Consider the following 26,172-nt stretch of genomic DNA (forward strand, 5'->3'; position numbering starts at 1 on the left):
AAGCCGCACACATGCTAAGAATTGCAAAAGAAGCCCTAACTTTTGACGACGTACTATTAGTACCCGCTCATTCAACTGTTCTACCGCACACGGCGAGTTTAAAAACACGTCTAACGCGTAATATCGAGCTTAACCTGCCACTTGTTTCTGCGTCAATGGACACAGTTACAGAAGCGCGCTTAGCGATTGCCCTTGCGCAAGAAGGCGGCATTGGCTTTATCCACAAAAACATGACCATCGAAGAGCAAGCAGATAACGTACGTAAAGTTAAAACGTATGAAGCTGGTATTGTTACATTCCCTGTTACTGTAACAGCGGATAAAACAATTGCAGAAACTATCGCACTTGCTGACGAAAAAGGTTTTTCAGGTTTCCCTGTTGTTGGTACTGATAACCAACTAGAAGGTATCGTGACTAGCCGTGACATGCGTTTTGAAACGCAATTAGATAAACCAGTTTCGTCTGTTATGACTAAAAAAGCGGATCTTGTGACTGTAAAAGAAGGCGCTGGTCGTGAAGAGATTCTAGGCCTAATGCACGAGCACCGTATCGAGAAAATCCTAGTGGTTGACGATGCGTTTGCACTTAAAGGCATGATCACAGTTAAAGATTATCAAAAAGCACAAGAAAAACCGAATGCATGTAAAGATGCGCAAGGTCGTCTTCGTGTAGGTGCCGCTGTCGGTGTTGGTGCTGGTACTGATGAGCGTATTGCTGCATTGGTTGAAGCGGGTGTTGATATCTTACTTATCGATACATCGCATGGTCACTCTCAGGGAGTTATTGACCGCGTAAAAGAAACGCGCGCAGCATACCCAGAGTTACAGATTGTTGCTGGTAACGTAGCAACTGGAGCAGGTGCACTAGCACTTGCAGATGCGGGTGCAGATGCCGTTAAAGTGGGTATTGGCCCAGGCTCAATTTGTACTACGCGTATTGTAACTGGTTGTGGTGTACCGCAAATTACAGCCATTTCAGACGCTGTTGAAGCGCTAAAAGATCGCGATGTGCCAGTTATTGCAGATGGCGGTATCCGTTTCTCAGGTGATATTGTCAAAGCATTAGTTGCTGGTGCAGCGTGTGTGATGGTGGGCTCAATGCTTGCGGGTACTGAAGAGTCTCCAGGTGAAGTTGAGCTTTACCAAGGCCGTTACTACAAGTCATACCGCGGTATGGGCTCTCTGGGGGCAATGAATCAAAAAGAAGGTTCTTCAGACCGTTATTTCCAGAAGAGCAACCAAGCAGACAAGCTAGTACCAGAGGGTATTGAAGGCCGTGTTGCTTACAAAGGTCCAATTGCAGCAATTATTCACCAGCAAATCGGCGGCATTCGCAGTGCAATGGGTTTAACTGGTTGCGCAACAATTGCAGAGCTAAATATTAAGCCTGAGTTTGTACGTGTAACGTCAGCAGGTATGGGTGAGTCTCACGTTCACGACGTACAGATCACTAAAGAAGCGCCTAACTATCGCTTAGGTTAAGCTGGCCAACGCGCGTTGAGCCCGCAAAATTGTTAGGGCTAGCAGCAGCTAGCCCTTTTTAATTCTGGTAAAGCAGGTTAGCTGTGCTTTACTAATTTTATCGTTTCCTAACTAACGAGATTATCAATGAGCAAAGACATCCATGATTCCCGTATATTGATCTTAGACTTCGGTTCTCAATACACGCAGTTGATCGCACGTCGTGTACGTGAAATTGGCGTTTACTGTGAACTTTGGGCTTGGGATGTAACGGAAGAGCAGATCCGTGAATTCAATCCTCAGGGTATCATCCTGTCTGGTGGTCCAGAGTCGACAACAGAAGAAAATAGCCCGCGTGCACCTGAGTACGTATTTGAAGCCGGTGTTCCTGTACTGGGCGTTTGCTACGGCATGCAAACAATGGCTATGCAGCTTGGTGGTAAAGTACATAGCTCTGATAAGAAAGAGTTTGGCTATGCTAAAGTTGAAAAAGTTGGTAACTGTGCACTATTCGAAGCGATTGAAGACCATATTGAAGAGGGTGTTGGCCAGTTAGATGTGTGGATGAGCCACGGTGATAAAGTTGTTGAGATCCCTGATACTTTCGTAACAAGCGCAAAAACGGATACTTGCCCGCATGCGGCGATGTCTTGGGAAGAGAAACGTTTTTACGGCGTACAGTTCCACCCAGAAGTTACACATACACAGCAAGGTACACGTTTACTAGAGCGTTTTGCCATTGATATCTGTGGCTGTGAAAAGCTTTGGACTCCTTCGCAAATCATCGAAGATGCTGTTGAGCGTATCAAAGAAAAAGTAGGCGATGATGAAGTTATCTTGGGCCTATCTGGTGGTGTCGACTCTTCAGTTGTTGCAATGCTTATCCACCGTGCGATTGGTAAAAAGTTAACGTGTGTATTTGTTGATAACGGTTTACTTCGTTTAAACGAAGGTCAGCAAGTAATGGAAATGTTTGGTGATAAGTTCGGCCTGAATATCATCAAAGTGGATGCTGAAGAGCAGTTCCTAAATGACCTAGCTGGTCTTTCTGATCCTGAAGATAAGCGTAAAGCAATTGGCCATACGTTCATTGACGTATTCGATGCTGAATCTAAAAAGTTGAAAAATGCTAAATGGTTAGCGCAAGGTACAATTTACCCAGACGTAATCGAGTCAGCGGCGTCTAAAACAGGTAAGGCGCACGTGATCAAGTCTCACCATAACGTAGGCGGTCTGCCTGACGATATGGAAATGGGTCTAGTAGAACCACTTCGCGAGCTGTTTAAAGATGAAGTACGTAAGATTGGCCTTGAGTTAGGTTTACCTTACGATATGCTTTACCGTCATCCATTCCCAGGGCCTGGTTTAGGTGTACGTGTACTTGGTGAAATCAAGAAAGAATACTGTGATTTACTTCGTCGTGCAGATGCTATCTTCATTGAAGAGCTGCACAAAGCGGATATTTACCACAAAGTATCTCAAGCATTCACTGTATTCCTTCCGGTAAAATCTGTAGGCGTAATGGGTGATGCACGTAAGTACGATTGGGTCGTATCACTACGTTGTGTAGAAACAATCGACTTTATGACAGCGCGTTGGTCACATTTACCATATGACTTCTTAGGTCTTGTTTCAAACCGTATCATCAATGAAATCGACGGGATCTCTCGTGTGGTATACGATATTTCTGGCAAGCCACCAGCGACAATTGAGTGGGAATAACCTCCAGTTAAATTGCTGCAAATAGCGTAAAAAAAGGGCGAATATGATGAATATTCGCCTTTTTGTTTATTTATAGTGCAAACAAACAAAAAAATGCATTTTTCTCTTTACCTTTTACGAAAGCTCATTATAATGCGTCGACATTGCAGGGGCGTAGTTCCAATTGGTAGAACAGCGGTCTCCAAAACCGATGGTTGCGGGTTCGAGTCCTGCCGCCCCTGCCACTTCAACTCCTACACTTCATTGATTCTTTTACAGCTTACATTTAGACTCATTAAAAAAGTGTTTTTATCATGCATCCAATTCAAGCTCAGTTGCTCGGTGTTACACCCTTAAAACTCAAAGCTCAATATTCAACAGATAGTGCTGCTGATCAACAACTATCAGATCCTGTTTTATTAACTCTATCTGAGCGATTACAACAAGATATTTTGCTTGCAGTACATCCACAGGAATTGGAATTTGTGCAAGGTGAGTCTATTGCACTAATAGACAGTACATTGCAATTACCTGGGGCGCAGTTAGATGCTGAGCAAAAGAAACAATTATGGCGAGTGATTTGTGATGCAAGTTCCAAGTAATGATATGTTGGGTCAACATACAATGTCTGACATTATGGCGGTAGAAGTGGCGAGCCACCCACACCCATGGAGTGAAAAGACCTTGGCTTCATGTATTGGCGGACGTTATTTTAATGCTGCACTGACTCACAACGATCAGTTAATTGGCTACTACATAGCTGAGCGAGCTGGCCCAGATTACACGCTGATGAATATTTGTGTACACCCTCAAAGCCAAGGGCAGGGATTTGCTAAATTATTAATGCAATCATTGATATCGCGCTGTGTAACAGAGCACGCTGAAAACCTATTTTTAGAGGTGCGTGCCTCCAATACGCGAGCCATCGCACTCTATGAAAAAATAGGGTTGGCGGTGATGGGGCGGCGTAAAAACTACTACCCGACCGCGGATGGTAAAGAAGATGCGATTTTAATGGGCCTACAATTTACCGAACAAGCGAGCCAGTAGTTTAGGCTAGCGCGCTGTTTGTAGTTGTACTTCTTCGTTACTCAAGGTGTACTTTATCGCCTGTACTAGATTCAAGGTAGCGTATTGCCACTGTGCCTTGTTATTGTCTCTGAGACTATTTTCAAGCTCACCAGCGGCGCTGTGAATGTTCGTAAACCCGAAACAGCCGGCACTGCCTTTTAGACTATGTGCCAACGCACGCAGAGATTCCCAATCTTGCTCACTATACAATGACTCCACAAGGTCCATTTGCTCAGGTAGCTTTTCAAGATAATTTTGGCTGATCTGTAAAAACTTTTCGCTTTCCAGCAAATTGTTCCACTTAGATAAATTGTCATTGTCCACTTGTAAAAACTCAAGTAGCACTGCCCCAAGCTTTTCTCTATCAATGGGTTTACCAAGCGTTGCATCGCATCCTGCGGCGAGATAGTTGTCGATGTCGTTTTTCATAATATTGGCAGTTAGCGCCACGATAGGGCCGTCATATGCGGCATGTCGAAGCATCTCGGTTGCCTCTAAGCCCCCCATAACAGGCATTTGCATATCCATCAAAATGAGGTCGTAGTCATTTACGAGTGACATTTCAACGGCTTCTGCACCATTGTTAGCGATATCCGGCACTAAGCCCCAAGTACTCAATAGCAGGGTAATCAGCTCTTGGTTATCTTTATTGTCTTCCGCAAGTAAGATGTTGGCTTCAAGTTGTTTTTCAGCAAGTTCTTGGGTGCTACTAACTTGATTATGGATATACGAGTCACAATCAATCCATTCAATATTCGCGGTTTGATGATTAGCTGCAATACTAATTGAAAATACACTGCCATTGCCTTGTTCACTGGTTACCTCAACATCACCTCCCAGTAACTGGGCTAGATTTTTTGAAATACACAAGCCTAGCCCTGTGCCGCCAAATCGTCGGGTTGTTGTGGTATCCGCCTGTTCGAAGGGCTTAAAGACTCTCTCCATTTCGCTCTCAGACATTCCTATACCAGTGTCTTTAATGACAAATACAAACTGATCTGGGCCCGCTTTAAAGTCTACACCAACAATGATGCTACCTTGCTCGGTAAACTTGACCGCATTACTGGCAATATTGAGCAAAATTTGTTTCAGGCGCGTTTCGTCACTATTGAGCAGTTTTGGCAATGGGAAGTTATAGTCGAGCATAAAATCTAGCTGTTTTTCTTCTGCCATAGGCAAAATGATAGACTCCACATCTTTAAGCAGAGGTAAAAACTCGATTTCGTTTTGTTCAACCTCTAGCTTTTCGGCTTCGATTTTGGATAGATCGAGGATATTGTTAATAAGTTCCAGCAAGTGCTTTGAGTTACGTAAAATGGTATCGAGATGGAGCTCTGCATTTTTTGCTTGTGGGTTATGTAGCAACTGCTCCGTAAAGCCCATAATTGCGGTAAGCGGGGTGCGGATCTCATGACTCATATTGGCTAAAAAGCGGCTCTTAAGCTGGTTGGCCTGCTCAGCTTCTGTAATGGCTACTTCTAACTGTTGGTTCATTTCCTCAAGCGCACGGGTACGGTTTTCTACCTTTTCTTCAAGGTGAAGTTTGTAATCTTCAAGCTCGCCTTGGAAGTCGCGTATTTGCTTGACCATGTGATTAAAGTCGTCAAATAATGTGCCGACCTCATCATCTTCATGGGCAGGTAAAAATACGGATAAATCACCATCTCCGACCCGATGGCTAGCCTCTCCCAGTAATTCAATTGGCGTCAGTAGCAGATTTCGAACAACGATAAAAATAAGCACGGGCAGCGTCACAACAGACAAAATTACGATCAAGGCGGTAATGAGGCTAATGGCCTTACCTGATTGGTACAAAATACTCTTTGGTATCGTTGAGATATAATAATAACCGCCACTCAATTGGGCGCTGTATGTCATGCGTTTAAGTTCATCAACAGAAGGCAGTACAATTGAGTCAAGCTTGCCTCTATCTGCCAATGAGCTGATTTGTGCCATTTCTTGATCGCTTAAATAACTTTGTGTGAAGTGCCCATCGGATGAAAACAGCACTTCACCTTGCCCTGAAACAAGTAAGTTAAGTGTGTTGTCATAAGGCGCCTCTAATATGCTGCTTGAGATGATAGAAGGGGCGACTTGAACAATGATATAACCCTGACGCTGAGGTCTTTTTAGGTGGAAGTTTACGCTATAAATTTGCTGCACAAAATACAGTTGCGTGCCGCCTTCTTTCGCGGGCAGCATGTATTGCTGCTGACGTAAGTTACTTTTAATTACTTGATCAAAAAACGGATACTCTTCGGGGGCAAAGCTCAAATTGCTTGAATAAAATGCAGTGCTATTACCTTGAGCGTCCACTAAGTTGATGCTGATGATATCTGGATATGCTTCGCTGTAGCTCGCGAAAACGTCCATCAAAGCACCTAACCTTTTGGTCTTGGTTTGGTTTTCATTGGGGGCTGTGAGTAAAAAGTCGCTGAGTACAGGTGAGGTGGAGAGCAGTTTTGTGGTGGACTGGTAGATCTCCATATAGTTGAACATTTTCTGTTGTTGTTGTTCAACGAAGCGACTAACAATTAATTTAGCTTGCTTTTGAGTTGAGCTCGTTACATTGGTTAGCGTAAAGCCCCCCAAAAATAGCAAAGGAAGGATCACCAGTGGAGTGATATACCACAGTAATCTGATACTGAGTTTACTGGTTTTCATCTATCCTGATATCCATATGTTCCTATACTAGCTGAGTTACTATCCATTAGAAGTCCAAACACAGATCATATGATGGCTAGCTGAATTTCTCAAGTTTTTGCGCTGTGCAGCAATTGTACAGGATAAAGAGGTACAAATAAAAATCGAAGTAACGCAGGCGGGTGCTGAATGACGTCATTGGGATTGAGGTATGGAGCAAAATGTGACTGCAATTTGCTCCAAGATATCGTGATTTATAAAGCCCTAAACAACTCTATTTCTGCAAGTTGAAGTAGGTTGTTACCGTTGGCATCCGTTGCCGTGTGGGTTAAATCAATTCGATAGTGGCTATATTGTGTTTCGTTATCAATTCTAAACTTCTTGGTTTGATTACGTGCATCAAAGCTCTGTTCACTGCGCGTGTCTAGTATCTGCCAGTGCACACCATCATTGGAGCCGAGTAACTCCCAACTAGCAGGGTCGCGTTCTGGGGCATCGTTGCCACTGGTGATGCTATAAGCATGCAGTACGTGCTGTGTGGGCGCTTCAAATTGCAGCCAACCACTTTGCGTGAGCGCGACATATTTATTACTAAAGTTGCCATCGAATGCGCTTTCAAACCCTTCTCCCCATTGACCGAACCCTTCGTGTTCAGCACTGAGTTGACCACCAGCAAGCACAAAATTATCGAGTTCAAGGGGAAGTGTTGCTGTCGCTTTATCTACCAGTAAGTCGATATCCGCGATTTGAAATACCTCTTGACCATTTGTTTGCGGGCCACTGTTGGTAAAGCTAAATTTATAGTGACGGTAAGGGATTTCTAGATTCAACGAAAATTCTCTGGTTTCTAAACGACGGCTGAAAACTTGGTTTGATTGTGTATCGACAACATCCCAATGTGTGCCATCCTCTGAGGCGAATAACGTCCAGCTACTTGGGTCTCGGCTCGGCTGGTTCTCTCCGACGGTTAAGCGATAACCGGCTAGCTGGCCCTTACCGTAAGCAGAGAAAGCAATGTCTGCACCCGGATGGATAGTTAAGTATTTTGAGAAGCGGTCCCCATCGAAGGCGTTTTCTATTGCGTAGATTGGATCAACAGGGGCTTGTAATACCTCGATGTCCCCACCTATTTTGACTAAACTGATTTGAGAGTCTGGGATCGGTGGGGCCTCAGGCGCAGCACCCAATGAGGCCTGATATTTTTGCCACAAGACGTCAATATCTTGGTTTAAGATACGCTTTAGGGCTTCTTTTAGCGTCCATTCCCACCCTTCACGTTGGCTAGTGAGCACCATTTGATTGATTTTATATGTGAAGTCAGCATCGTAGTTATCTTGTAACCAAGATAGGAAAAAACCTGTGTTGGTATAGCCACCTAACCAGTTTTTTGCTGGCGATGGTTTGCGGGTAGCATGATAACCTGCACGGATCCGAACTAAATCAGCGATACCTTCAATAATAGCGTGAACTTCGTCGCCGTCTTGCATCGCACCTGTCGGGAAATGTTGATAGCCATGTACCAATTCATGCCAAAACACGCCAAGTAACTCATAAATTACCTCGTCATCACTTGCGTTTGCCAGTGACTCCGTAATGTACTTTGTACTAAAAGCAATCTCCATATTACGGCCAGAGCCTGCACGATAAGCCAGGGTATCCATCCATTTTAAACTGAATGTCACCGAGTCAAATTCGGGAGATTCTCCATAATGCTTATATAAAAATTGGTTCACTTGTAGGGTGACATCGTTAATGGTTTTTTCTAGATCAGGGAAAAGCCGATGAATTCGCTTGTAGCCTTCACTTTCTGTATCTTCATGGGCAAATTTAATCTCTGGGTAGCTAAAGCCCTGCCAAGGGTTTTGCGGGTCGACTACCTTGACCTGCTGAGTCGCGATATTACTTTGACCATGCCAATTATAGGTAGTTAACCTGACTTCTTTAATGCCTGGTGTTTTAAATACGACTTGCGGATTTTTAGCTAGGCTCGTTGTTGGAGTGCCTTGTTCAAATTGCCACTCAAAGCTGTTAGGTGCATTGCGACTGGCATCATTAAAAGTGATAGGTTCATTGATAAATACAGTATTGGTGTCGCTGGTGATATTGGCTATGGGCAGCTGTGTTTTGCCAAACAAATCTATCTCAGCGATTTGAAGTAGGTCGTAACCCCAGTTGTCGGTGCCTTTGTGACTTAATTCAAAGCGATAATGTTTAAATGGAGGCGCATGCTGGACTTGATAGGTTTTTTGCTCGAACCGTTGACTAAAAACCTCATTTTTACGGCTGTCTAGCGATTGCCAACTTTCACCATCGTTGGAAGCTAATAGTGTCCAATTATGCGGATCTCTCCCTGGCGCATCGTTTGCTGAAGTAAATTGGTATTGCGCAAGTTGCTTAGCCTCGGCCAGTGAGACTTGTATCCAACCCTGAGGCTTTAACGTGACGTACTTAGTGCGTGGGTCGCCATCAAAAGCATTATTCAAGCCTTCGCCAGCAGGAGAGTCAGCTTGTTGTTCTGTTAGCTCGCTTTGAGCGCCGACCAAACTTTGCAAAGCACTAGGATCGCCTTGTTTATCATGGGCGAGTTTTTCCCAAACTTGGTGTGTGCCGGGAGTGTCATTGCGTGTCCACCAACGCGCTTTAAATAACTCCCCTTTATAGGCGACAACGTGACCCTTTGTATAGGTTTGTGAGCTTAACCATGGCGAATTTGTCTGGGTAGTGTCATTAATAAATTGTAGCAATTGCCAAGCACCTGAAATGTTTTCGGTAGGGGAATCGCCTTGCGTCCACCAGCTTGCTTGGTAAAGTGCCCCTTCAAATAGCACGCGTTGACCTTTTTTATACGCGCTTTGCGGTTGCCACTTTACGGGCGTACTAGAGGTGTGTTGAGTATGTTGATGTGCGTGTCCTGAGTGTGCAAGCACAGCCGTCGACTGAATGGCTAAGGCGATTGCACACACTGCGTATTTTTTCATGACTAACTCCCATTATGTCACTTGTTATTATGATTTGGAACGTTCCATTTATTATTGGCATAAGTTGCCGATAAAGAAAAGTGTTTAATAAATCATCGCGTAATTATCAGGAAAAGGAATGGGAGTTCTGTTGATTGATGAGATAAAAAGCCGACTAAGTCGGCTTTTTATGAAAATTAGCTGTCAGCACGGCTCATGAATTTAACTTCAGCTGTGTTGATCTTGATTTTGTCGCCAGTTGAGATGTGCTCTGGAACTTGAACAATTAAGCCAGTTGTTAATGTCGCAGGTTTTGTACGTGCACTTGCTGAAGCCCCTTTAATTGAAGGCGCAGTCTCTTCAATCACAAGTTCAACACTGGAAGGTAAATCAATAGACACCGGTGTGCCCTCAACAACTACTACAAGTAGACCTTTCGTGTCTTCATTGATGAACAAAACTTGCTCAGAAATGGCTTCTTTATTTAAGTGATACGGTGTGTAGTCTTCTTCATCCATAAACACATACTCTTCACCATCAACGTATGAGAACATCGCAGGACGGCGTGTTAAGTCTGCCAGTTTTAGCATTTCTTCGGCTTTAAAGGTTTCATCTACCTTACCGCCATTAACAACATCATACATGCGCATACGGTAGAGACTACCGCCAGCACGACCCTGTGGTACTGAGCGCTCGATATCGCGAACAATCATGACGCGACCGTTATACTCAATCGCTGCGTGCTTTTTAATTTCACTGGCTTTAGGCATTGTAATTTCCCATTTAATTTTGTTTTGCAGAAAACTAGCATGAAGCTCGCTTTAGGCCAAGGTCTTAGGTTATTTTATTGCATTAAAAAGCGCGCATGGGTTAGCATGAAAAAGGTAGAAAACACGCTTATTTTATTCCCTGTTGGTTGAAAACTTAATAGTGAGGAACGAACATGACCGAGTATTTGGATGTACGCTGTGACTGTGGCTCCGTGAATGGAAAAGTAGCGATGGGGCAGCGCTTTTTTCAAAATCGTGTTATGTGCTATTGCGATGATTGCCAAGCGTTTGTACATCATTTAGGGCACGAAAAGTCCCTTAATAAGTATGGGGGGACAGATGTGTATCAGGTAAGTGCCTCACAAGTGTCTATCGTATCTGGACATGAACATGTAAGGTGCTTAAAAGTAACGCCAAAAGGCGTTCACCGTTGGTATGCTGGTTGTTGCAATTCACCTTTAGGGAATACCATCAATGCCAACTGGCCACTAGTGGGGTTGATTAGCTCTAGCATTGTGCAGGACCTAGATAGCACTGTTGGGCCGATTAAGGGCAGTGTGTTTTGTAAGTTTGCCAACCAGTCAATCCCGAAAGAGGTAAAAGGTCCTCGTTCCCATAAGCAAATCGTCGCGATGATGATCATAAAATTGCTCATATGGCGAGCACTTGGAAAAGCTCGGCCAAATCCATTCTATCGGGATGGTAAGGCAATCAGTAAACCTATATGCCTCACCAGTGAAAAAGGGTAATTAAAGCGCGTAAAGCGCTGCCATCTCGTGATAGGCTAAGCCAAACTGTTTTTTAAACCAGCTATTCACAAATTCATTTTGTGGTGCAATTTTGCCACAGCGCAGTATGTATTCTCCGTATTGCGCGCCAATTAAGCCATTGCAGTGGGTTTCGATCCAAATTCTGTCAAGCTGTGTTTTAAAATGAGTTTGTAAAGTCGTTAACTGCTTATCTAGCCTCGTTTCCACATCTAAAAACGTTGCTTGAACGGGCGAAATGCCAAGTTGCGGAAAATCAGCATGGTGACTTTGCGTGTAATGAACTTGGCTGTCGTCCACTTTAAACTCAATGCTCTGGCTTGCTAGGGTACCGTTGTAAATGGCATCGATACTAAATTGCTCAGTAAACTCCGTTACGGGGTAGCTATATGCTTGTTTTACTTCAACATCTAAAGTCTTTTTTGGGTCTTGTGGGTTAATACGTTCTTCGACAGTCGTATAGTGCTTTTGCCGATTTACAAGTTTAGCCTGGCGACTATGCTCTAGCTTAGCCTGAAACGCTAAATCAAATGTTTGTTGTCCTATGGGACTGTACCACAAGCTTTCTCTAAAAATTTGCTTGAATGCCAAAGACGCTGTATTGAGGGCATTGGCTTGTCGACTGGTTTGGTGGAGTCTTACGGTGAAATCAGGAGATAAGCTGATACTAGAATAGCGAGTTGGATCTTTGCCAGTAGATTTAAAGGCTTGCGGCAGTGACCAAGACATACAGTATTTTTCAGCAAATTGGCGCAAGAAAAAGCGTTGCTCGGTAGCTTGTGACATCATCTGCTGGCATTGCATTTGCGCTTTATTTTGTAAGGGTATTCTGTATTCAACAAACTGTGAGCCCAGCTGTGCATTACTGATTAAGAATGAGTAACTGTGTTCAAAATAGCGAAATTTATCGGGAAAGCGAGATTGCGAAAGCAATTTAGCTTGCTGTTGAAGCCACTGTGCAGCATAGGCAAGCTCTTCACTTTGGGTGTTCGCTATGGGTCCAAATGGCTCGACCTGCCAGTCAACTTGATTGCGTAACAACGACTCTAGTTTGAGCGTCGCGCCTGTTTGATTGCCACCAAGTCGTAGCATACGAACGTCAATCAGCCCTTTATCGAGAATTTTATTACGCGCTTGAGCAAGCCCTTTTTGTGCTTCAATATTGTGGGGATCTTCGACAAGCGCTTGCTCATAGTACTCTGCAGATTGAGTATACATTCCGGCCTGAAAGAGATTATGTCCTTTTTCTACTAAGCTTTTACAACCGACGAGCGCGACTGTAAACACACATAAAGCGAGTGCTTTTTTCATGTTTTTAAATTCCTTGTTGCACCAATGGCAGGCTTTGGCTTGAGTCACTATATTACCAAGCAAGTTCTGTTAATTGCTTAGCAGTTAATGATAATCGTTCATTTGTTCCCATGTCTATGATTATGGGTGAATATTCGATTAAATTTTGTAAGTGTGATAACTCAGTTTTTTATAGAAGGAGTGGGACGCTAGAGAGCTATTTTGCTCCTAGCGTTTTTGCAAGCTCTATAAGTTGGTGATTAAGCGAATAACAGTCTGTTTGACTTCGTCACTACATGTATTGATAAAAAAGTGATCGCCATTAAATTCATGCTTAGTAATTGGGGCTGCTGACAAATCTTGCCAGGCATCAATTTGCTCAGCGGTGACATCGACATCATCCGTTCCAAATAACACATTAATGGGGGTTGGCAAAGCATCTTTGTTTGCTTGGTAACATTCCGCTATCTCAAAGTCAGCACGTAGTAAAGGCAAGAACAATTCCATCAATTCGGTATTTTCCAGTATTTCTTTGGGGGTACCGTTGAGTGATTTCAGTTCTTCGACAAATTCATCATGTGGCAGATTATAGAATGGACGTTTGTGGCTTTTTAAGTGTGGAGCACGACTTCCAGATGCAATTATTTTTAATGGGATTGTTTTGTCTGTTTGTAGTAAATGACTGGCGAGTTCATAAGCAATGCGACTACCTAAGCTATGACCAAAGAAAATACAGGGCTTTTGAGTGATGAATGCTTGGTGCGACATGAGTTCCGTAATAAGGGCATCCATTGTGTTGTGTGCAGATTCCATCAACCTTGCACCGCGACCAGGTAATTGAACGGCAACCAGTTCTATATGCGCTGGCATGTCATTTACCCACGGCATGAAAATGCTCGGTGCGCCTCCAGCATATGGGAAGCAAAACAAACGGAGTGTTGCATTTGGATTTGGTTTTGGGATAGAAAACAGTTTACTTGTCATGATGTCGTTATTTTAATTAGACTTTTTAGCCTATCCTATCAATTTGCCTGAAATTGTATAGTGCCTAGATAGGCCAAAAGGGGTCGGTAAAATAAAATTCTCGACAAATACACAAGGAAATTTATCCGAATAAAGCATGTGATTTGTTGAGTTTTTGAAAAATACGCTACGCCTAGAACAAATGTGCTCACTTTCTCATTCTGGACTCAATATATTATCTGGAATTTGTCTGCCGATAAGTTGTTAAAATAGTCAGGATCAGAGACAATATGCGGATATGTGTTCATAGTAGAGTGTACTGAATTAGCAATCACACTCCGAAAAGCCAAAAGTAGAGTTTTCAATGTCAAATAACAGTATCCAGCAAGAGGTTTCGCTACGTCGTACTTTTGCCATCATTTCTCACCCGGATGCGGGTAAAACCACTATCACAGAAAAGGTTCTTTTATTCGGAAAGGCGTTACAAAAAGCTGGTACGGTAAAAGGTCGTGGTTCAAACCAGCACGCAAAATCTGACTGGATGGAAATGGAAAAAGAGCGTGGTATCTCGGTAACAACCTCGGTGATGCAGTTCCCATATAATGATGCATTGGTAAACCTACTAGATACCCCGGGACACGAAGACTTCTCTGAAGATACTTATCGTACGCTGACTGCTGTTGACTCATGTCTAATGGTGATCGATGCGGCAAAAGGTGTTGAGGATAGAACACGTAAATTAATGGAAGTGACTCGCTTACGTGACACGCCAATCGTGACTTTCATGAACAAACTTGACCGTGATATCCGTGACCCAATGGAAGTGATGGACGAAGTTGAAACGGAACTGAATATCATGTGCGCACCTATTACTTGGCCAATCGGCTGCGGTAAAGAGTTTAAAGGCGTGTACCACATTCATCGTGATGAAACGATTTTATACGCAACGGGTCAAGGCCATACCATTCAAGAAAAACGCATCATTAAGGGCTTAGACAACCCAGATCTAGATGCCGAAATCGGTGATGAGTTAGCCGAGCAGCTCCGTGAAGAGCTAGAGTTGGTGATCGGCGCATCAAATGAGTTTGATCATGAGTTATTTTTATCGGGTGAGCTAACACCCGTTTACTTTGGTACAGCATTAGGTAACTTTGGTGTTGACCATATGCTTGACGGTTTAACAGAGTGGGCGCCAACGCCAATGCCACGTCAAACTGAAGAGCGTGAAGTAAAAGCTGAAGAAGAAAAGTTCTCAGGCTTTGTATTCAAAATTCAAGCGAATATGGACCCCAAACACCGTGACCGTATTGCCTTTATGCGTATTGTATCGGGTAAATATACTCAAGGTATGAAGATGGACCATGTACGTATTGGCAAAAAAGTCAGCATCTCCGACGCGGTAACCTTTATGGCGGGTGACCGTGAACGTGCTCAAGAGGCTTATGCTGGTGACATCATTGGCTTGCATAACCACGGTACAATCCAAATCGGTGATACGTTTACGCAAGGTGAGAAGCTGAAATTCAGTGGTATACCTAATTTCGCGCCAGAATTATTCCGTAGCATTCGTTTGAAAGATCCACTTAAGCAAAAGCAGTTGTTAAAAGGCTTAGTGCAGCTGTCAGAAGAAGGTGCGGTACAGGTATTTAGACCTCTACAAAATAACAGCTTAATCGTAGGTGCGGTCGGTGTGCTTCAGTTTGATGTGGTTGTAGCGCGCCTGAAAGCTGAATATAACGTAGATGCAATTTACGAAAGCGTAGCAGTACAAACAGCCCGTTGGGTGACGTGTGACGACGATAAGAAGATGGCTGAGTTTAAACGTAAGTGTGAAGCAAACTTAGCCCTAGATGGTGGTGATAACTTAACTTACATTGCGCCTAGCCGTGTAAATTTAAACTTATCAATGGAACGCTACCCTGATGTTCAGTTCCACCATACACGTGAACACTAATAAACGCTTAAATTGAATCGAATTTAACCTTGCTGGTTTGATAGCTAGCAAGGGTCACAGGATAAAAAAATGAACCTCAAAACTCTATTAATTGAAAAAGCCAATGCAGCGATGCAAGCTGCGGGCATTCCTGAAGGCACAAACCCTGCGGTCACACAATCTACTCGCCCGCAATTTGGTGATTACCAAATCAATGGTGCAATGGGCGCCGCAAAAGCACTCAAAACGAATCCGCGTGAAGTGGCACAAAAGATCATTGATAACTTAGATATCGATGATGTTGCTGCAAAAACTGAAATTGCAGGCCCAGGTTTTATTAATATTCATCTAAAACCAGAGTTCTTAGCATCAAGCTTAGAATCAGCCAACCAAGATGCAAAGCTTGGTGTAGCGCAGCACGCAACCCCACATAAAGTCGTCGTGGATTACTCTTCGCCAAATCTAGCAAAAGAAATGCACGTTGGTCACTTGCGTTCAACTATCATTGGTGATGCGGTTGTGCGCGCGCTTGAGTTCCGTGGCGATCAGGTTATTCGTCAAAACCACATGGGTGACTGGGGCACACAGTTTGGTATGTTAATAGCGCACCTAGAAGACTTACTTGAACAAGGTATTGATCTTGAAACTGTGGCATTGGCTGATTTAGAAAGCTTCTATCGTGATGCGAAGAAGCGTTTTGACGATGAAGAAGGTTTTGCAGATAAAGCGCGCGATTACGTTGTAAAATTACAAGGTGGCGATGTGCACTGTGAAAAACTGTGGCAGTTATTCATCGACACCTCTGTGAAGCATTCAGAAGAGGTTTACAAAAAGCTGAATGTGACGTTAGGTCGTGAAGACATTGAAGCTGAGAGTGCTTATAACGCACGTCTTAATGGCGTCATCGAGCTATTAAAAGAAAAGGGTATTGCGGTAGAAGACCAAGGTGCTCAGGTTGTATTTCTCGATGAACTTGCTAACAAAGACGGTGAACCATCAGTGTTCATCGTGCAAAAATCTGGTGGCGGTTTCTTGTATTCAACAACAGACTTAGCGGCGTGTGATTATCGCTCAAATGAGTTGGATGTTGATCGTATTTTGATTTTTGTCGATGCAAGGCAGGGGCTTCATTTTAATCAAGTAGAGATCACAGCACGTAAAGCGGGCCTGTTAAAAGACAAAACAAGTTATGAGCCGAGCTTATTTGGCACCATGATGGGCGACGACGGCAAGCCGTTCAAAACACGTACTGGTGGCACGGTTAAGCTTGCTGATTTACTGGATGAGGCAGTAAGTCGTGCAGCCGATAAGCTCGCCGATCGTGCTTCAGAGCTTTCAGAGGAAGCGCGCACAGAAATAGCCCGTAAAGTGGGTATTGGTGCGGTGAAATACGCTGATCTATCTAAACACCGTACGAGTGACTATATCTTCAATTGGGATACGATGCTGAGCTTCGAAGGCGCAACGGCACCCTACCTTCAGTATGCGTATACCCGTGTAAGAAGTATTTTCCGCAAAGCGAACGTCAATAGCAATGAGCTTGCTGGCAAGATTGAAATTGTAGCACCGCAAGAAAAAGCGCTTGCGCTTAAGCTGTTGCAGCTAGAAGAAATCTTGGATCTGATGATCAGCGAAGCGACACCGCACGTATTATGTGGATACTTATATGAGCTTGCGAGCTTGTACATGTCTTTCTACGAAGCGTGTCCAATCTTGAAAGACGACGTGAGTGAGCAAACACGTGAAAGTCGCCTAGTTTTATGTAACTTAGTGGCAAAAACGCTGCAGTCTGGTTTAGACCTGTTGGGTATTGAGGTAATGGAGCAAATGTAACGTTTGCTTTGCATGCTCAATATTACGAAAAGCCGCCAGATTAGGGCGGTTTTTTATTATTTGATGGCGACCTGATAGAGTGTGTCAGGTGGAGATAATTAGTAATTGCTAGGGAGTCGCCCTGATGAAGTTAGATGATATTCGCAGAGAATATATACAAGGTGGATTAAGCAGAGAAATGCTTGATGAAAACCCCATTGCTCAATTTGAGAAATGGTTGGCACAAGCTGTAGAGGCCAAATTTAGCGCCGATCCCACTGCGATGGTCGTTGCGACAGTAGACGAAGAGGGTCAGCCTTCACAGCGTATCGTACTGCTCAAACAACTCGATCAGAATGGTTTTGTATTTTTTACCAATATAGGATCAAAAAAAGCACAAGACCTCGGTGTAAACAACAAAATTTCCCTGCACTTTCCTTGGCATGCCATTGAACGACAAGTGATCGTTTATGGCGAGGCACAACCTTTAAGTACGGCTGCGGTTGCGAAATACTTTTTATCTAGGCCCAAAGAAAGCCAATTGGCAGCTTGGGCTTCTCAACAGTCTCGCCCAGTGTCTTCTCGTCAAGCGTTGATGCAGACTTTCCAGAGTATGAAAAGTAAGTTCGCCAAAGGGGATATTCCACTCCCTGATTTTTGGGGAGGCTACTGTGTGGTGCCACATAAAATTGAGTTTTGGCAAGGCGGTGAGCACAGACTGCATGACCGCTTTATGTATATCAAGCAAGCGGATGATAGTTGGCAGATTGAGCGCTTAAATCCTTAGTCATGCACTTTATCGATACGCACTGTCACCTTGATTTTGCAGAGTTTGGTGACGAGTTAGATTTGCATATCCGTGACGCAGCGGGCCTTGGCATCACCGAGTTTGTGGTGCCAGGGATCACTCTGGCGCAAAGCAAATCGTTACTTGATTTTAAACAGCGCTATCATCAATGCCATATCGCTTTTGGCCTACATCCTTACTTCTTATCCTCGGACAGTAAAAAGGCGATGGAGCAACTCTGGCAGCAAGCGCAGTTACATCGAGAGAGTCTCAGTGCTATTGGCGAGTGTGGAATTGACGCTAAATGTGACCATTTGGTGCTACAACAGACCTTATTCATTGAACACATTCAATTGGCTAACACGTTAGCGTTACCGCTCATTGTTCATCACAGGCAAAGCCATCACCTTATTGCGCAGGCCTTTAAATCCGTGAAGCCTCAGTATGGTGGCGTTATTCACGCCTTTTCAGGGTCTGTACAGCAAGCTAAATATTATGTTGATATGGGTTTCAAGCTGGGAATGGGAGGCACCATTACATATCCTAGAGCACAAAAAACACGTGCCGTGATAAAAGCGCTGCCGCTGACGTCTTTTGTGTTAGAAACGGACGCGCCGTCTATGCCTCTCAATGGGTTTCAAGGTCAGCCAAATCTGCCAAAGCGCTTGTTTGATGTATTTGAGCATTTTTGCTCATTGCGCGATGAATCTAAGCAAGCAATAGCGCATCAGCTTTACTCTTCTTCCTGTGCGCTTTTTTCTATCTGATTTTTCACATCTCTGCGGGTTAACGCTCGACCTATTTGCCATGTAAAAATGCCGACAATAATGAGCATCAGTAATACAACACGACCGAGCTGATGAAAGTGTTTATGACTTTCGCTCATTGCCGCATCGGTTAGATACTCAATAGTGACAAACCCAATGGTTTGTTCATTGTGTTTTATGGTGCTTACAATGGCATCTTTACTTGGGTTGATACCAGCTAGCCCACTCGGTAAGCCGGCAAAGCTTGGCGGTGCACTAAGCCCATCATTACCCATGACAAAGGTACCTTGCTGGCTGTACACCGCCACAGAAAGGACATAAGGGTCACTGGCTAGGTGATTGCTCAAGGCCCTAAGTCTAGGTGTATCTGAGCGCGATAGCGGCTCGGCAGCATTGAGTGCAAACTGATTGACTAAGCTTTGCGCGGCATGATTGGCATTGGTATGGAGTAACTGATGTGAGCGAAAGCTGGTATTACTGGCGATCCAAACTAATGCGAGCAAGCAACTCGCTGCCACAATGAGCCGTAACATGCGCTTGCTTTTAGAAGATTTGAGAATCTCACTGGCTTGTGTATTTTTCATAGTTAATAGTTGCTGGCTGACATTACAGGCATTAGATGATAAAAAGGTCTCCTACCGTTACTAGGAGTGCTCCATGCCAATGCAAAATGTTATTGATATCAGTCAGCTTGATGTCCGCCCTATTGAAAATCAACTTACCTTAGCAAAGTGGTATCCATTTGAAAATGGCCAATTGTCTGATGTAAGAAGCGAAGAGAAGATGACAAAGCGTTTCATCGTACTGTTCGGCAGCGAACTGAGCGGTAGTCAAGTGGCTGAATTTGTAGCAGCGTTGAAATCACCCGTTGAATATCATCGTATTTGTTGTTTTGAGGCACATGAAAGCTTGCCTCGGGGTATCGCTATGGAAGTTTCTTCGGGGGCCGATATTAAAGATGTAGTGCGTAACACGGCACGTCAAATTGGTTGCCAAGGCGCGGTGCTAAATATTCTGCCACAACTCTCTGTCGCTGGTCTTTTAGTTATGGATATGGACTCCACAGCCATCGAAATTGAGTGTATTGACGAAATTGCACGTTTGGCAGATGTATATGATGAAGTTGCTTCAGTGACAGCTCAGGCGATGGCTGGGAAGCTAGCATTCAGCGACAGCCTGCATCAAAGAGTTGCCAAGCTTAAAGGCATACCCCTTAGCTTAATTGAGCCACTCAAGGCTAATCTACCTCTCATGGCCGGAGTTAAAGAGTTATGTATTGCGCTTAAAGCGCATGGTTGGCATTTGGCGATTGCATCTGGTGGCTTCACTTGGTTTGCACAAGCTGTACAAGAGCAGTTGGGTTTAGATTGTGTTTTTGCTAATACCCTAGAAATCGCAGAACAGCAGCTAACAGGCAAAGTGTTGGGTGAAGTGGTCGATGCACAAAAAAAAGCAGAGGTCTTACAGGCTTTACAGGCTGAGTATAAAATTGCCCCAGAGCAAACTCTCGCGATGGGGGATGGTGCAAATGATTTAGTCATGATGGCGGCTGCTGATCTCGGAATTGCAGTACATGGTAAACCCAAAGTGGTAGAGCAAGCCGATACGGCAATATGCCAAGGTTCGCTACTACAGGTGTTGTATTTTCTGACGGTGCCAAGGCCTGAGTGAACTTTATCGCAGGTAACAGATATATAGCATGGTGGAGCAAAACTTTGCTTCATCGCTCTATTTTGAGCAACATAGATTGACGTCAGTAACGCTTTGTGCAATTTATAATCAGATGTGTAAATGGAAGAGCTGTCATGATGAAGCGCAGTGTACTTATTAGTTTAACTTGCTTACTAGCAGCGTGCGGTGGTGGAGAGTCAGCCCAAGACTCAGCCGCTAAGCAATCTCAAATTGAACCAGTTAATTTAGTCGTTAATAAGCCTGTGCCTGACAATCACAATGCGCAGGCATACGCCATTGCGCTTATTGGCAATAGTCACGCGGCTGGATTGGTCCCTTACCTTCAGGATACGATTGAGCATTATGTGCCTGAAAAGCCCGTTTCTGTAGAGGCTTTGGGGTTTGGCTTTACTGATGACCTCTATAACAATGCTGGAGTGCATGGCAAGCTGCGGGAAGGGGGTTGGACGCATTTAATTATTCAAGGTCAAAAATACTCTCAGTCTGGCACGGTTTTGTATTCGACCGAAGCAACGCAACAATGGATTGCGTTGGCAAAAGATTTGGGGATCACACCTATTTTATTTCCTGAGCACCCACAGCGAGGCCGAACTCAAGAGGCTGAATATATCATGGGGATTCATCAAGGCATTGCCAGTAAACAAGCTAGTTGTATTGCACCCATAGGGCTCGCTTGGGACGCTGCGATACAGCATATGCCAAATGTCCCATTCCATACAGCAGATGGTAATCATGGGGCGCCAACAGGCTTGTTACTGAGTAGTTTAATTTTCAGTGAGATAATCACCGCAGAGCGGGTAGATACTGGCCCTATTTCAATTATTCCTAACACAATACTTGGCATTGAGCAGCAAGGTGCGTTAAGTCAGATTGCATCGCAAGTCTTAGTTGAGCAACCTGCATGTGACTAACTTACCAGTGTGACACTATTTCGGTTGCCTATTTTACGGCAACTTTTCGGTAGTATCGCAGTCTGCCAAATTACGCAGTTTGACTGTATCTCTTATACATCTTAAAGGGGCTACTCAAAAAGCACATTAAGTGATCTTTCAACTTAATTTGGGGTTTTAATCAGTTCCAATTTACGTACTCAAAAGTTTCCCATTTTATCTGGTCTGACCATTTTTATTTTTCTTTGCAATCAATTTTAATTGTATAAAGTTTAATCTGAATGAACGCGGAAAAAGGATATTCAAAATGATGAAAAAGTGGATTTTTGACAGCGCCGCTTGATTTTGATAACTTATTGTTCAAATTTGGTATGACCAATTTACCTAACAGGTCAAAATATACTAAATTTTCAAGTAAATATTGCCAAGTTTTAAGTACTTACAGTGAATTTATGGAAGTACTGGGACTTTGCTGGTGGATACAACCCAAATTGGCGTGTTATCAATGTCTTTGAAAATTAAAGCTGCAAAACTGTCAGATGTGATTTTAGAGCAACTGGAAAATATGATCTTAGAAGGGTCATTATTACCTGGTGAAAAGCTACCTCCTGAGCGAGAACTAGCTAAGCAGTTTGAAGTGTCACGCCCCTCTTTGCGAGAGGCCATTCAAAAGTTAGAAGCCAAAGGGTTAGTCACACGTCGTCAAGGCGGTGGGACATATGTAAAAAACCAGCTGGAAGAGGGGTTGACTGATCCGCTTTTTGATTTGATCAGTAAACACCCTGAATCTCAATTTGACTTGTTAGAATTCCGTCATGCGCTTGAAGGTATTGCAGCCTACTATGCTGCGCTTCGAGGTACAGATAATGACATGCAAAAAGTTAAGCAAAGCTATGACAATATTGCCAAAGTTGAGGATGATTTGACCCTCAAAGCCAAGGCAATCAATGCATTTCATTTCACTGTAGCAGAAGCGTCACATAATGTGGTGTTGTTACACCTAGTACGCGGAATGCAAACATTACTTGAGCAAAATGTATTGCAGAACTTAACCGTATTGGTGCAAAAGTCAGACGTTAGTGAACAACTTGCGCAGCATCGAGCGGTGTTGATGGATGCTGTTATTCAAGGTAACCCAGAAAAGGCAAGGCTTGCGAGTAACGCGCACCTTGCCTTTATTGAAGAAGCATTATTAGAAGCGGGCAGAGAGCGCTCTCGTATTGAGCGCAGTCTGAGACGTACTAAACAACAATAAGTTAGGTAAATTTGGTATTTTTAGCAAAATCAAGCATATAGTGCTTGGTTGCGCCTTAGGCGCATTGAATAAATTTGCATTTTAAACATAAGGAACACTCCATATGTCTGAGGTCAATAAAATTGACGTTGACGCGTTAGAAACCCAAGAATGGTTGCAAGCGCTTGAGTCAGTCGTAAAAGAAGAAGGCGTTGAACGCGCGCAATTCCTACTAGAGCAAGTGTTAGAACAAGCTCGTTTGGATGGCGTAGACATGCCGACTGGTATCACGACTAACTATGTGAACACTATCCCTGCGGATCAAGAACCAGCTTACCCTGGTGATGTTACCGTTGAGCGTCGTATTCGCTCTATCATCCGCTGGAACGCGATCATGATTGTTCTACGTGCTTCTAAGAAAAACTTAGAGCTTGGTGGACATATGGCGTCTTACCAGTCATCGGCTGCTTTCTACGAAATGTGTTTTAACCATTTCTTCCGTGCGCCGAATGAAAAAGACGGTGGTGACTTAGTTTATTACCAAGGTCACATTTCTCCTGGTATCTACGCACGTGCATTTGTTGAAGGGCGTTTAACTGAAGAGCAGTTAGATAACTTCCGTCAGGAAGTAGACGGTAAAGGTATTTCTTCATACCCACACCCTAAATTAATGCCTGAATTCTGGCAGTTCCCGACTGTATCTATGGGTCTTGGCCCGATTGCTTCAATCTATCAAGCACGTTTCCTTAAGTACCTTGAAGGCCGTGGTCTTAAAGAGACCAACGAGCAGCGCGTATATGCGTTCTTAGGTGACGGTGAGATGGATGAGCCAGAATCACGTGGCGCAATCTCATTTGCCGCGCGTGAAAAACTCGACAACCTTTGTTACCTAATCAACTGTAACCTACAGCGTCTTGATGGCCCAGTAATGGGTAACGGTAAGATCATTCAAGAGCTTGAAGGTCTATTTAAAGGTGCAGGCTGGAACGTCATTAAAGTTGTTTGGGGTTCAGGTTGGGATGCGCTACTTGCTAAAGACACAACGGGCAAGTTGCTACAACTAATGAATGAAACAATCGACGGTGACTATCAGACATATAAGTCAAAAGACGGTGCATATGTACGTGAGCACTTCTTCGGCCGTTACCCTGAAACAGCAGCACTTGTTGCTGATATGACCGACGAAGAGATCTTCGCGTTGAAGCGTGGTGGTCATGAGCCTTCGAAACTATTCGCAGCGTTCAAAGCAGCGCAAGACGAAAAAGGCCGTCCAACGGTTATCCTAGCTAAAACTGTTAAGGGTTATGGCATGGGTGAAGCGGCTGAAGGTAAAAACATTGCACACCAAGTTAAAAAGATGGATATGTCTAGCGTTGAGCACTTACGTTCACGCCTAGGTCTTGAAGATCTTGTTTCTGACGAAGAAATCGCGAACCTGCCTTACCTTACACTGAAAGAAGGTACGGCTGAGTACGAATACCTACACGCACGCCGTAAAGCACTACACGGTTACACACCGCAGCGTCTGCCTAACTTCACACAAGCACTTGAACTACCTCAACTAGATCAGTTCAAGCCGCTACTTGAAGAGCAAAAGCGTGATATCTCAACCACAATGGGTTATGTACGTGCACTAAACATCTTGTTGAAAGACAAGGGTGTTGGTAAAAATATCGTACCAATTATTGCGGATGAAGCGCGTACTTTCGGTATGGAAGGTCTATTCCGTCAAATCGGTATTTACAACCCGCATGGCCAGAACTACACGCCTCAAGACCGTGACATCGTTTCTTACTACAAAGAAGCAACATCAGGTCAGGTACTGCAAGAAGGTATCAACGAGCTAGGTGCAATGTCTTCATGGGTTGCTGCTGCAACGTCATACAGCACAAATGACCTACCGATGATCCCATTCTACATCTACTACTCTATGTTCGGTTTCCAACGTGTTGGCGACATGGCGTGGATGGCGGGTGACCAACAAGCACGTGGTTTCCTATTAGGTGCTACAGCAGGTCGTACAACGCTAAACGGTGAAGGTTTACAGCACGAAGATGGCCACTCGCATATTCAAGCGGGTACTATTCCTAACTGTATTTCTTACGACCCAACGTTCGTATTTGAAGTGGCGGTTATCTTGCAAGATGGTATCCGTCGTATGTACGGTCCAGAGCAAGAAAACGTGTTCTACTACCTAACGCTGATGAATGAAAACTATCACCAGCCAGCGATGCCTGAAGGCGCAGAAGAAGGTATCCGTAAAGGTATCTACAAGCTTGAGTCAAACGCAGGTGAGAAAGCACACGTACAACTTATGGGTTCAGGCACAATCTTGAACGAAGTACGTAAAGCAGGTGCAATCCTAAGCGAAGAGTACGGCATTGGTTCAGATGTATTCTCTGTGACTTCATTCAATGAGCTTGCGCGTGACGGTCAAGATGTTGAACGTTTCAACATGCTTAACCCTGAAGCGGATGCAAAAGTACCTTACATTGCAACTGTACTAGGTGAGTCTCCAGCGATTGCTGCGACTGACTACATGAAGAACTATGCAGATCAAGTACGCGCATTCATGCCAAGCAGCTCATACAAGGTGCTAGGTACTGACGGTTACGGTCGTTCAGACAGCCGTGAAAACCTACGTCGTCACTTCGAAGTGAATGCAGGTTATGTGGTTGTTGCTGCACTTAACGAACTTGCTCAACAGGGCAAGGTTGAAAAATCAGTTGTTGCTGACGCTATCAAGAAATTTGATATCGACACAACAAAAGCTAACCCACTTTACGCATAAGAGGCAAAAACATGTCAATTGAAATTCATGTTCCAGATATTGGTGCCGATGAGGTTGAAGTAACCGAGCTCCTAGTAAGCGTAGGTGACACGGTTGAAGTGGATCAGTCATTGATCACAGTTGAAGGCGATAAGGCTTCAATGGAAGTACCCGCAGCGGCTGCTGGTACGGTAAAAGAAATCAAAGTAGTTGAAGGTGACAAAGTTTCAACAGGTTCTTTGATTATGATTTTTGACGCAGCCGGTGCAGAAGCACCCGCTGCGGCACAAGCGCCTGTAGCTACTGCTGCAGCGCCAGCTCCTGCGGCACCAGCTGCTGCAGAGCTTAAAGAAGTACACGTACCAGATATCGGTGGTGACGAAGTTGAAGTTACTGAGATCATGGTTGCTGTGGGCGACGCGGTTGAAGCAGATCAGTCAATCTTAAACGTAGAAGGCGATAAGGCTTCTATGGAAGTACCTGCACCATTTGCAGGTACTGTGAAAGAAATCAAAGTAGAAGTTGGCGGTAAAGTGTCAACAGGCTCTTTGGTATTCGTATTTGAAGTTGCAGGCAGTGCGCCAGCAGCGGCACCTGCGCCAGCGGCGGCACCAGCGGTGGCACCAGCGGCGGTAGCAGAAGCGAAAGAAGTACACGTACCAGAT

The 26,172-nt window shown here is 44.1% G+C and carries 20 protein-coding genes and 1 tRNA gene; 15 read left to right on the forward strand and 6 right to left on the reverse strand.

The window, feature by feature from the left end; all coding sequences use genetic code 11:
- Positions 1-11: 11 nt before the first annotated feature.
- The 5 genes from guaB to rimI all read left to right on the forward strand — a co-directional run bounded on the left by guaB (position 12) and on the right by rimI (position 4,211).
- Positions 12-1,481 (forward strand): IMP dehydrogenase, encoded by a 1,470-nt coding sequence (gene guaB / locus N480_RS14780; protein ID WP_063373271.1) that lies wholly within the window; start codon positions 12-14, stop codon positions 1,479-1,481.
- 126 nt (positions 1,482-1,607) lie between these two features.
- Positions 1,608-3,182: a glutamine-hydrolyzing GMP synthase gene (gene guaA, locus N480_RS14785; protein ID WP_063373255.1), complete on the forward strand. Its 1,575-nt coding sequence runs from the start codon at positions 1,608-1,610 to the stop codon at positions 3,180-3,182.
- Positions 3,183-3,329: 147 nt separating this feature from the next.
- A tRNA-Trp gene (locus tag N480_RS14790) sits at positions 3,330-3,406 on the forward strand.
- A gap of 69 nt (positions 3,407-3,475) precedes the next feature.
- Entirely contained in the window at positions 3,476-3,763 is a 288-nt protein-coding gene (locus N480_RS14795) for a hypothetical protein (protein WP_063373256.1), read from the forward strand.
- Positions 3,747-4,211 (forward strand): ribosomal protein S18-alanine N-acetyltransferase, encoded by a 465-nt coding sequence (gene rimI / locus N480_RS14800; protein WP_063373257.1) that lies wholly within the window; start codon positions 3,747-3,749, stop codon positions 4,209-4,211. Before N480_RS14795 ends, rimI begins: the two co-directional genes overlap by 17 nt.
- Before the next feature lie 6 nt (positions 4,212-4,217).
- Here the strand turns inward: rimI and N480_RS14805 are convergent, their stop codons facing one another.
- The 3 genes from N480_RS14805 to yeiP form a co-directional block, all read right to left on the reverse strand.
- On the reverse strand, positions 4,218-6,896 hold the full coding sequence (locus tag N480_RS14805; protein ID WP_063373258.1) for an ATP-binding protein: 2,679 nt from the start codon (positions 6,894-6,896) through the stop codon (positions 4,218-4,220).
- A 233-nt stretch (positions 6,897-7,129) separates the two neighbouring features.
- Positions 7,130-9,853, reverse strand: coding sequence for a basic secretory protein-like protein (locus N480_RS14810; protein ID WP_063373259.1), 2,724 nt, complete (start codon positions 9,851-9,853; stop codon positions 7,130-7,132).
- A 176-nt stretch (positions 9,854-10,029) separates the two neighbouring features.
- A complete protein-coding gene (yeiP, locus tag N480_RS14815) occupies positions 10,030-10,602 on the reverse strand; it encodes an elongation factor P-like protein YeiP (protein ID WP_063373260.1) in 573 nt (190 codons plus the stop codon).
- A gap of 173 nt (positions 10,603-10,775) precedes the next feature.
- Here yeiP and N480_RS14820 point away from each other — a divergent pair, with 173 nt between their 5' ends.
- Positions 10,776-11,351: a DUF6151 family protein gene (locus tag N480_RS14820; RefSeq protein ID WP_063373261.1), complete on the forward strand. Its 576-nt coding sequence runs from the start codon at positions 10,776-10,778 to the stop codon at positions 11,349-11,351.
- Here N480_RS14820 and N480_RS14825 read toward each other — a convergent pair whose 3' ends face one another.
- Together N480_RS14825 and N480_RS14830 are read right to left on the reverse strand one after the other, a co-directional pair.
- Positions 11,352-12,680 (reverse strand): tetratricopeptide repeat protein, encoded by a 1,329-nt coding sequence (locus N480_RS14825; protein ID WP_063373262.1) that lies wholly within the window; start codon positions 12,678-12,680, stop codon positions 11,352-11,354.
- Between the two features lie 225 nt (positions 12,681-12,905).
- A complete protein-coding gene (locus N480_RS14830; RefSeq protein WP_063373263.1) occupies positions 12,906-13,643 on the reverse strand; it encodes a thioesterase II family protein in 738 nt (245 codons plus the stop codon).
- Positions 13,644-13,986: 343 nt separating this feature from the next.
- Between N480_RS14830 and prfC the strand changes: the two genes are divergently transcribed.
- The 4 genes from prfC (at position 13,987) to N480_RS14850 (ending at position 18,921) form a co-directional block, all read left to right on the forward strand.
- Positions 13,987-15,576, forward strand: a complete 1,590-nt coding sequence (gene prfC, locus N480_RS14835) for a peptide chain release factor 3 (RefSeq protein ID WP_063355724.1) — start codon at positions 13,987-13,989, stop codon at positions 15,574-15,576.
- Positions 15,577-15,645: 69 nt separating this feature from the next.
- Complete coding sequence (gene argS / locus N480_RS14840) at positions 15,646-17,388, forward strand: arginine--tRNA ligase (protein WP_063373264.1); 1,743 nt, start codon at positions 15,646-15,648, stop codon at positions 17,386-17,388.
- 121 nt (positions 17,389-17,509) lie between these two features.
- Entirely contained in the window at positions 17,510-18,154 is a 645-nt protein-coding gene (gene pdxH / locus N480_RS14845; RefSeq protein WP_196761501.1) for a pyridoxamine 5'-phosphate oxidase, read from the forward strand.
- A gap of 2 nt (positions 18,155-18,156) precedes the next feature.
- A complete protein-coding gene (locus tag N480_RS14850; protein ID WP_063373266.1) occupies positions 18,157-18,921 on the forward strand; it encodes a TatD family hydrolase in 765 nt (254 codons plus the stop codon).
- On the opposite strand, the gene N480_RS14855 is transcribed toward N480_RS14850, so the two are convergent.
- Entirely contained in the window at positions 18,888-19,505 is a 618-nt protein-coding gene (locus N480_RS14855) for an AhpA/YtjB family protein (RefSeq protein ID WP_063373267.1), read from the reverse strand. The genes N480_RS14850 and N480_RS14855 overlap by 34 nt on opposite strands.
- A gap of 79 nt (positions 19,506-19,584) precedes the next feature.
- Between N480_RS14855 and serB the strand changes: the two genes are divergently transcribed.
- From serB to N480_RS14880, 5 genes are all read left to right on the forward strand, one after another.
- A complete protein-coding gene (gene serB / locus N480_RS14860) occupies positions 19,585-20,592 on the forward strand; it encodes a phosphoserine phosphatase SerB (protein ID WP_063373272.1) in 1,008 nt (335 codons plus the stop codon).
- A 134-nt stretch (positions 20,593-20,726) separates the two neighbouring features.
- Positions 20,727-21,524, forward strand: coding sequence for a hypothetical protein (locus N480_RS14865; protein WP_063373268.1), 798 nt, complete (start codon positions 20,727-20,729; stop codon positions 21,522-21,524).
- 484 nt (positions 21,525-22,008) lie between these two features.
- Positions 22,009-22,758 (forward strand): pyruvate dehydrogenase complex transcriptional repressor PdhR, encoded by a 750-nt coding sequence (gene pdhR / locus N480_RS14870; RefSeq protein WP_063373269.1) that lies wholly within the window; start codon positions 22,009-22,011, stop codon positions 22,756-22,758.
- Positions 22,759-22,861: 103 nt separating this feature from the next.
- On the forward strand, positions 22,862-25,528 hold the full coding sequence (gene aceE, locus N480_RS14875) for a pyruvate dehydrogenase (acetyl-transferring), homodimeric type (protein ID WP_063373270.1): 2,667 nt from the start codon (positions 22,862-22,864) through the stop codon (positions 25,526-25,528).
- Between the two features lie 11 nt (positions 25,529-25,539).
- Positions 25,540-26,172, forward strand: a 633-nt coding sequence (locus tag N480_RS14880) for a biotin/lipoyl-containing protein (protein ID WP_331245797.1), incomplete at its 3' end; no start/stop codon positions are given.

It is taken from the genome of Pseudoalteromonas luteoviolacea S2607 (genome assembly GCF_001625575.1).
Taxonomy (GTDB): Bacteria; Pseudomonadota; Gammaproteobacteria; order Enterobacterales; family Alteromonadaceae; genus Pseudoalteromonas; species Pseudoalteromonas luteoviolacea_E.

Coding starts and splice junctions, on each gene's coding strand:
- guaB (WP_063373271.1), top strand. CDS start 12: ATGCTAAGAATTGCAAAAGAAGCCCTAACTTTTGACGACGTACTATTA.
- guaA (WP_063373255.1), top strand. CDS start 1,608: ATGAGCAAAGACATCCATGATTCCCGTATATTGATCTTAGACTTCGGT.
- N480_RS14795 (WP_063373256.1), top strand. CDS start 3,476: ATGCATCCAATTCAAGCTCAGTTGCTCGGTGTTACACCCTTAAAACTC.
- rimI (WP_063373257.1), top strand. CDS start 3,747: ATGCAAGTTCCAAGTAATGATATGTTGGGTCAACATACAATGTCTGAC.
- N480_RS14805 (WP_063373258.1), bottom strand. CDS start 6,896: ATGAAAACCAGTAAACTCAGTATCAGATTACTGTGGTATATCACTCCA.
- N480_RS14810 (WP_063373259.1), bottom strand. CDS start 9,853: ATGAAAAAATACGCAGTGTGTGCAATCGCCTTAGCCATTCAGTCGACG.
- yeiP (WP_063373260.1), bottom strand. CDS start 10,602: ATGCCTAAAGCCAGTGAAATTAAAAAGCACGCAGCGATTGAGTATAAC.
- N480_RS14820 (WP_063373261.1), top strand. CDS start 10,776: ATGACCGAGTATTTGGATGTACGCTGTGACTGTGGCTCCGTGAATGGA.
- N480_RS14825 (WP_063373262.1), bottom strand. CDS start 12,680: ATGAAAAAAGCACTCGCTTTATGTGTGTTTACAGTCGCGCTCGTCGGT.
- N480_RS14830 (WP_063373263.1), bottom strand. CDS start 13,643: ATGACAAGTAAACTGTTTTCTATCCCAAAACCAAATCCAAATGCAACA.
- prfC (WP_063355724.1), top strand. CDS start 13,987: ATGTCAAATAACAGTATCCAGCAAGAGGTTTCGCTACGTCGTACTTTT.
- argS (WP_063373264.1), top strand. CDS start 15,646: ATGAACCTCAAAACTCTATTAATTGAAAAAGCCAATGCAGCGATGCAA.
- N480_RS14850 (WP_063373266.1), top strand. CDS start 18,157: ATGCACTTTATCGATACGCACTGTCACCTTGATTTTGCAGAGTTTGGT.
- N480_RS14855 (WP_063373267.1), bottom strand. CDS start 19,505: ATGAAAAATACACAAGCCAGTGAGATTCTCAAATCTTCTAAAAGCAAG.
- serB (WP_063373272.1), top strand. CDS start 19,585: ATGCAAAATGTTATTGATATCAGTCAGCTTGATGTCCGCCCTATTGAA.
- N480_RS14865 (WP_063373268.1), top strand. CDS start 20,727: ATGATGAAGCGCAGTGTACTTATTAGTTTAACTTGCTTACTAGCAGCG.
- pdhR (WP_063373269.1), top strand. CDS start 22,009: ATGTCTTTGAAAATTAAAGCTGCAAAACTGTCAGATGTGATTTTAGAG.
- aceE (WP_063373270.1), top strand. CDS start 22,862: ATGTCTGAGGTCAATAAAATTGACGTTGACGCGTTAGAAACCCAAGAA.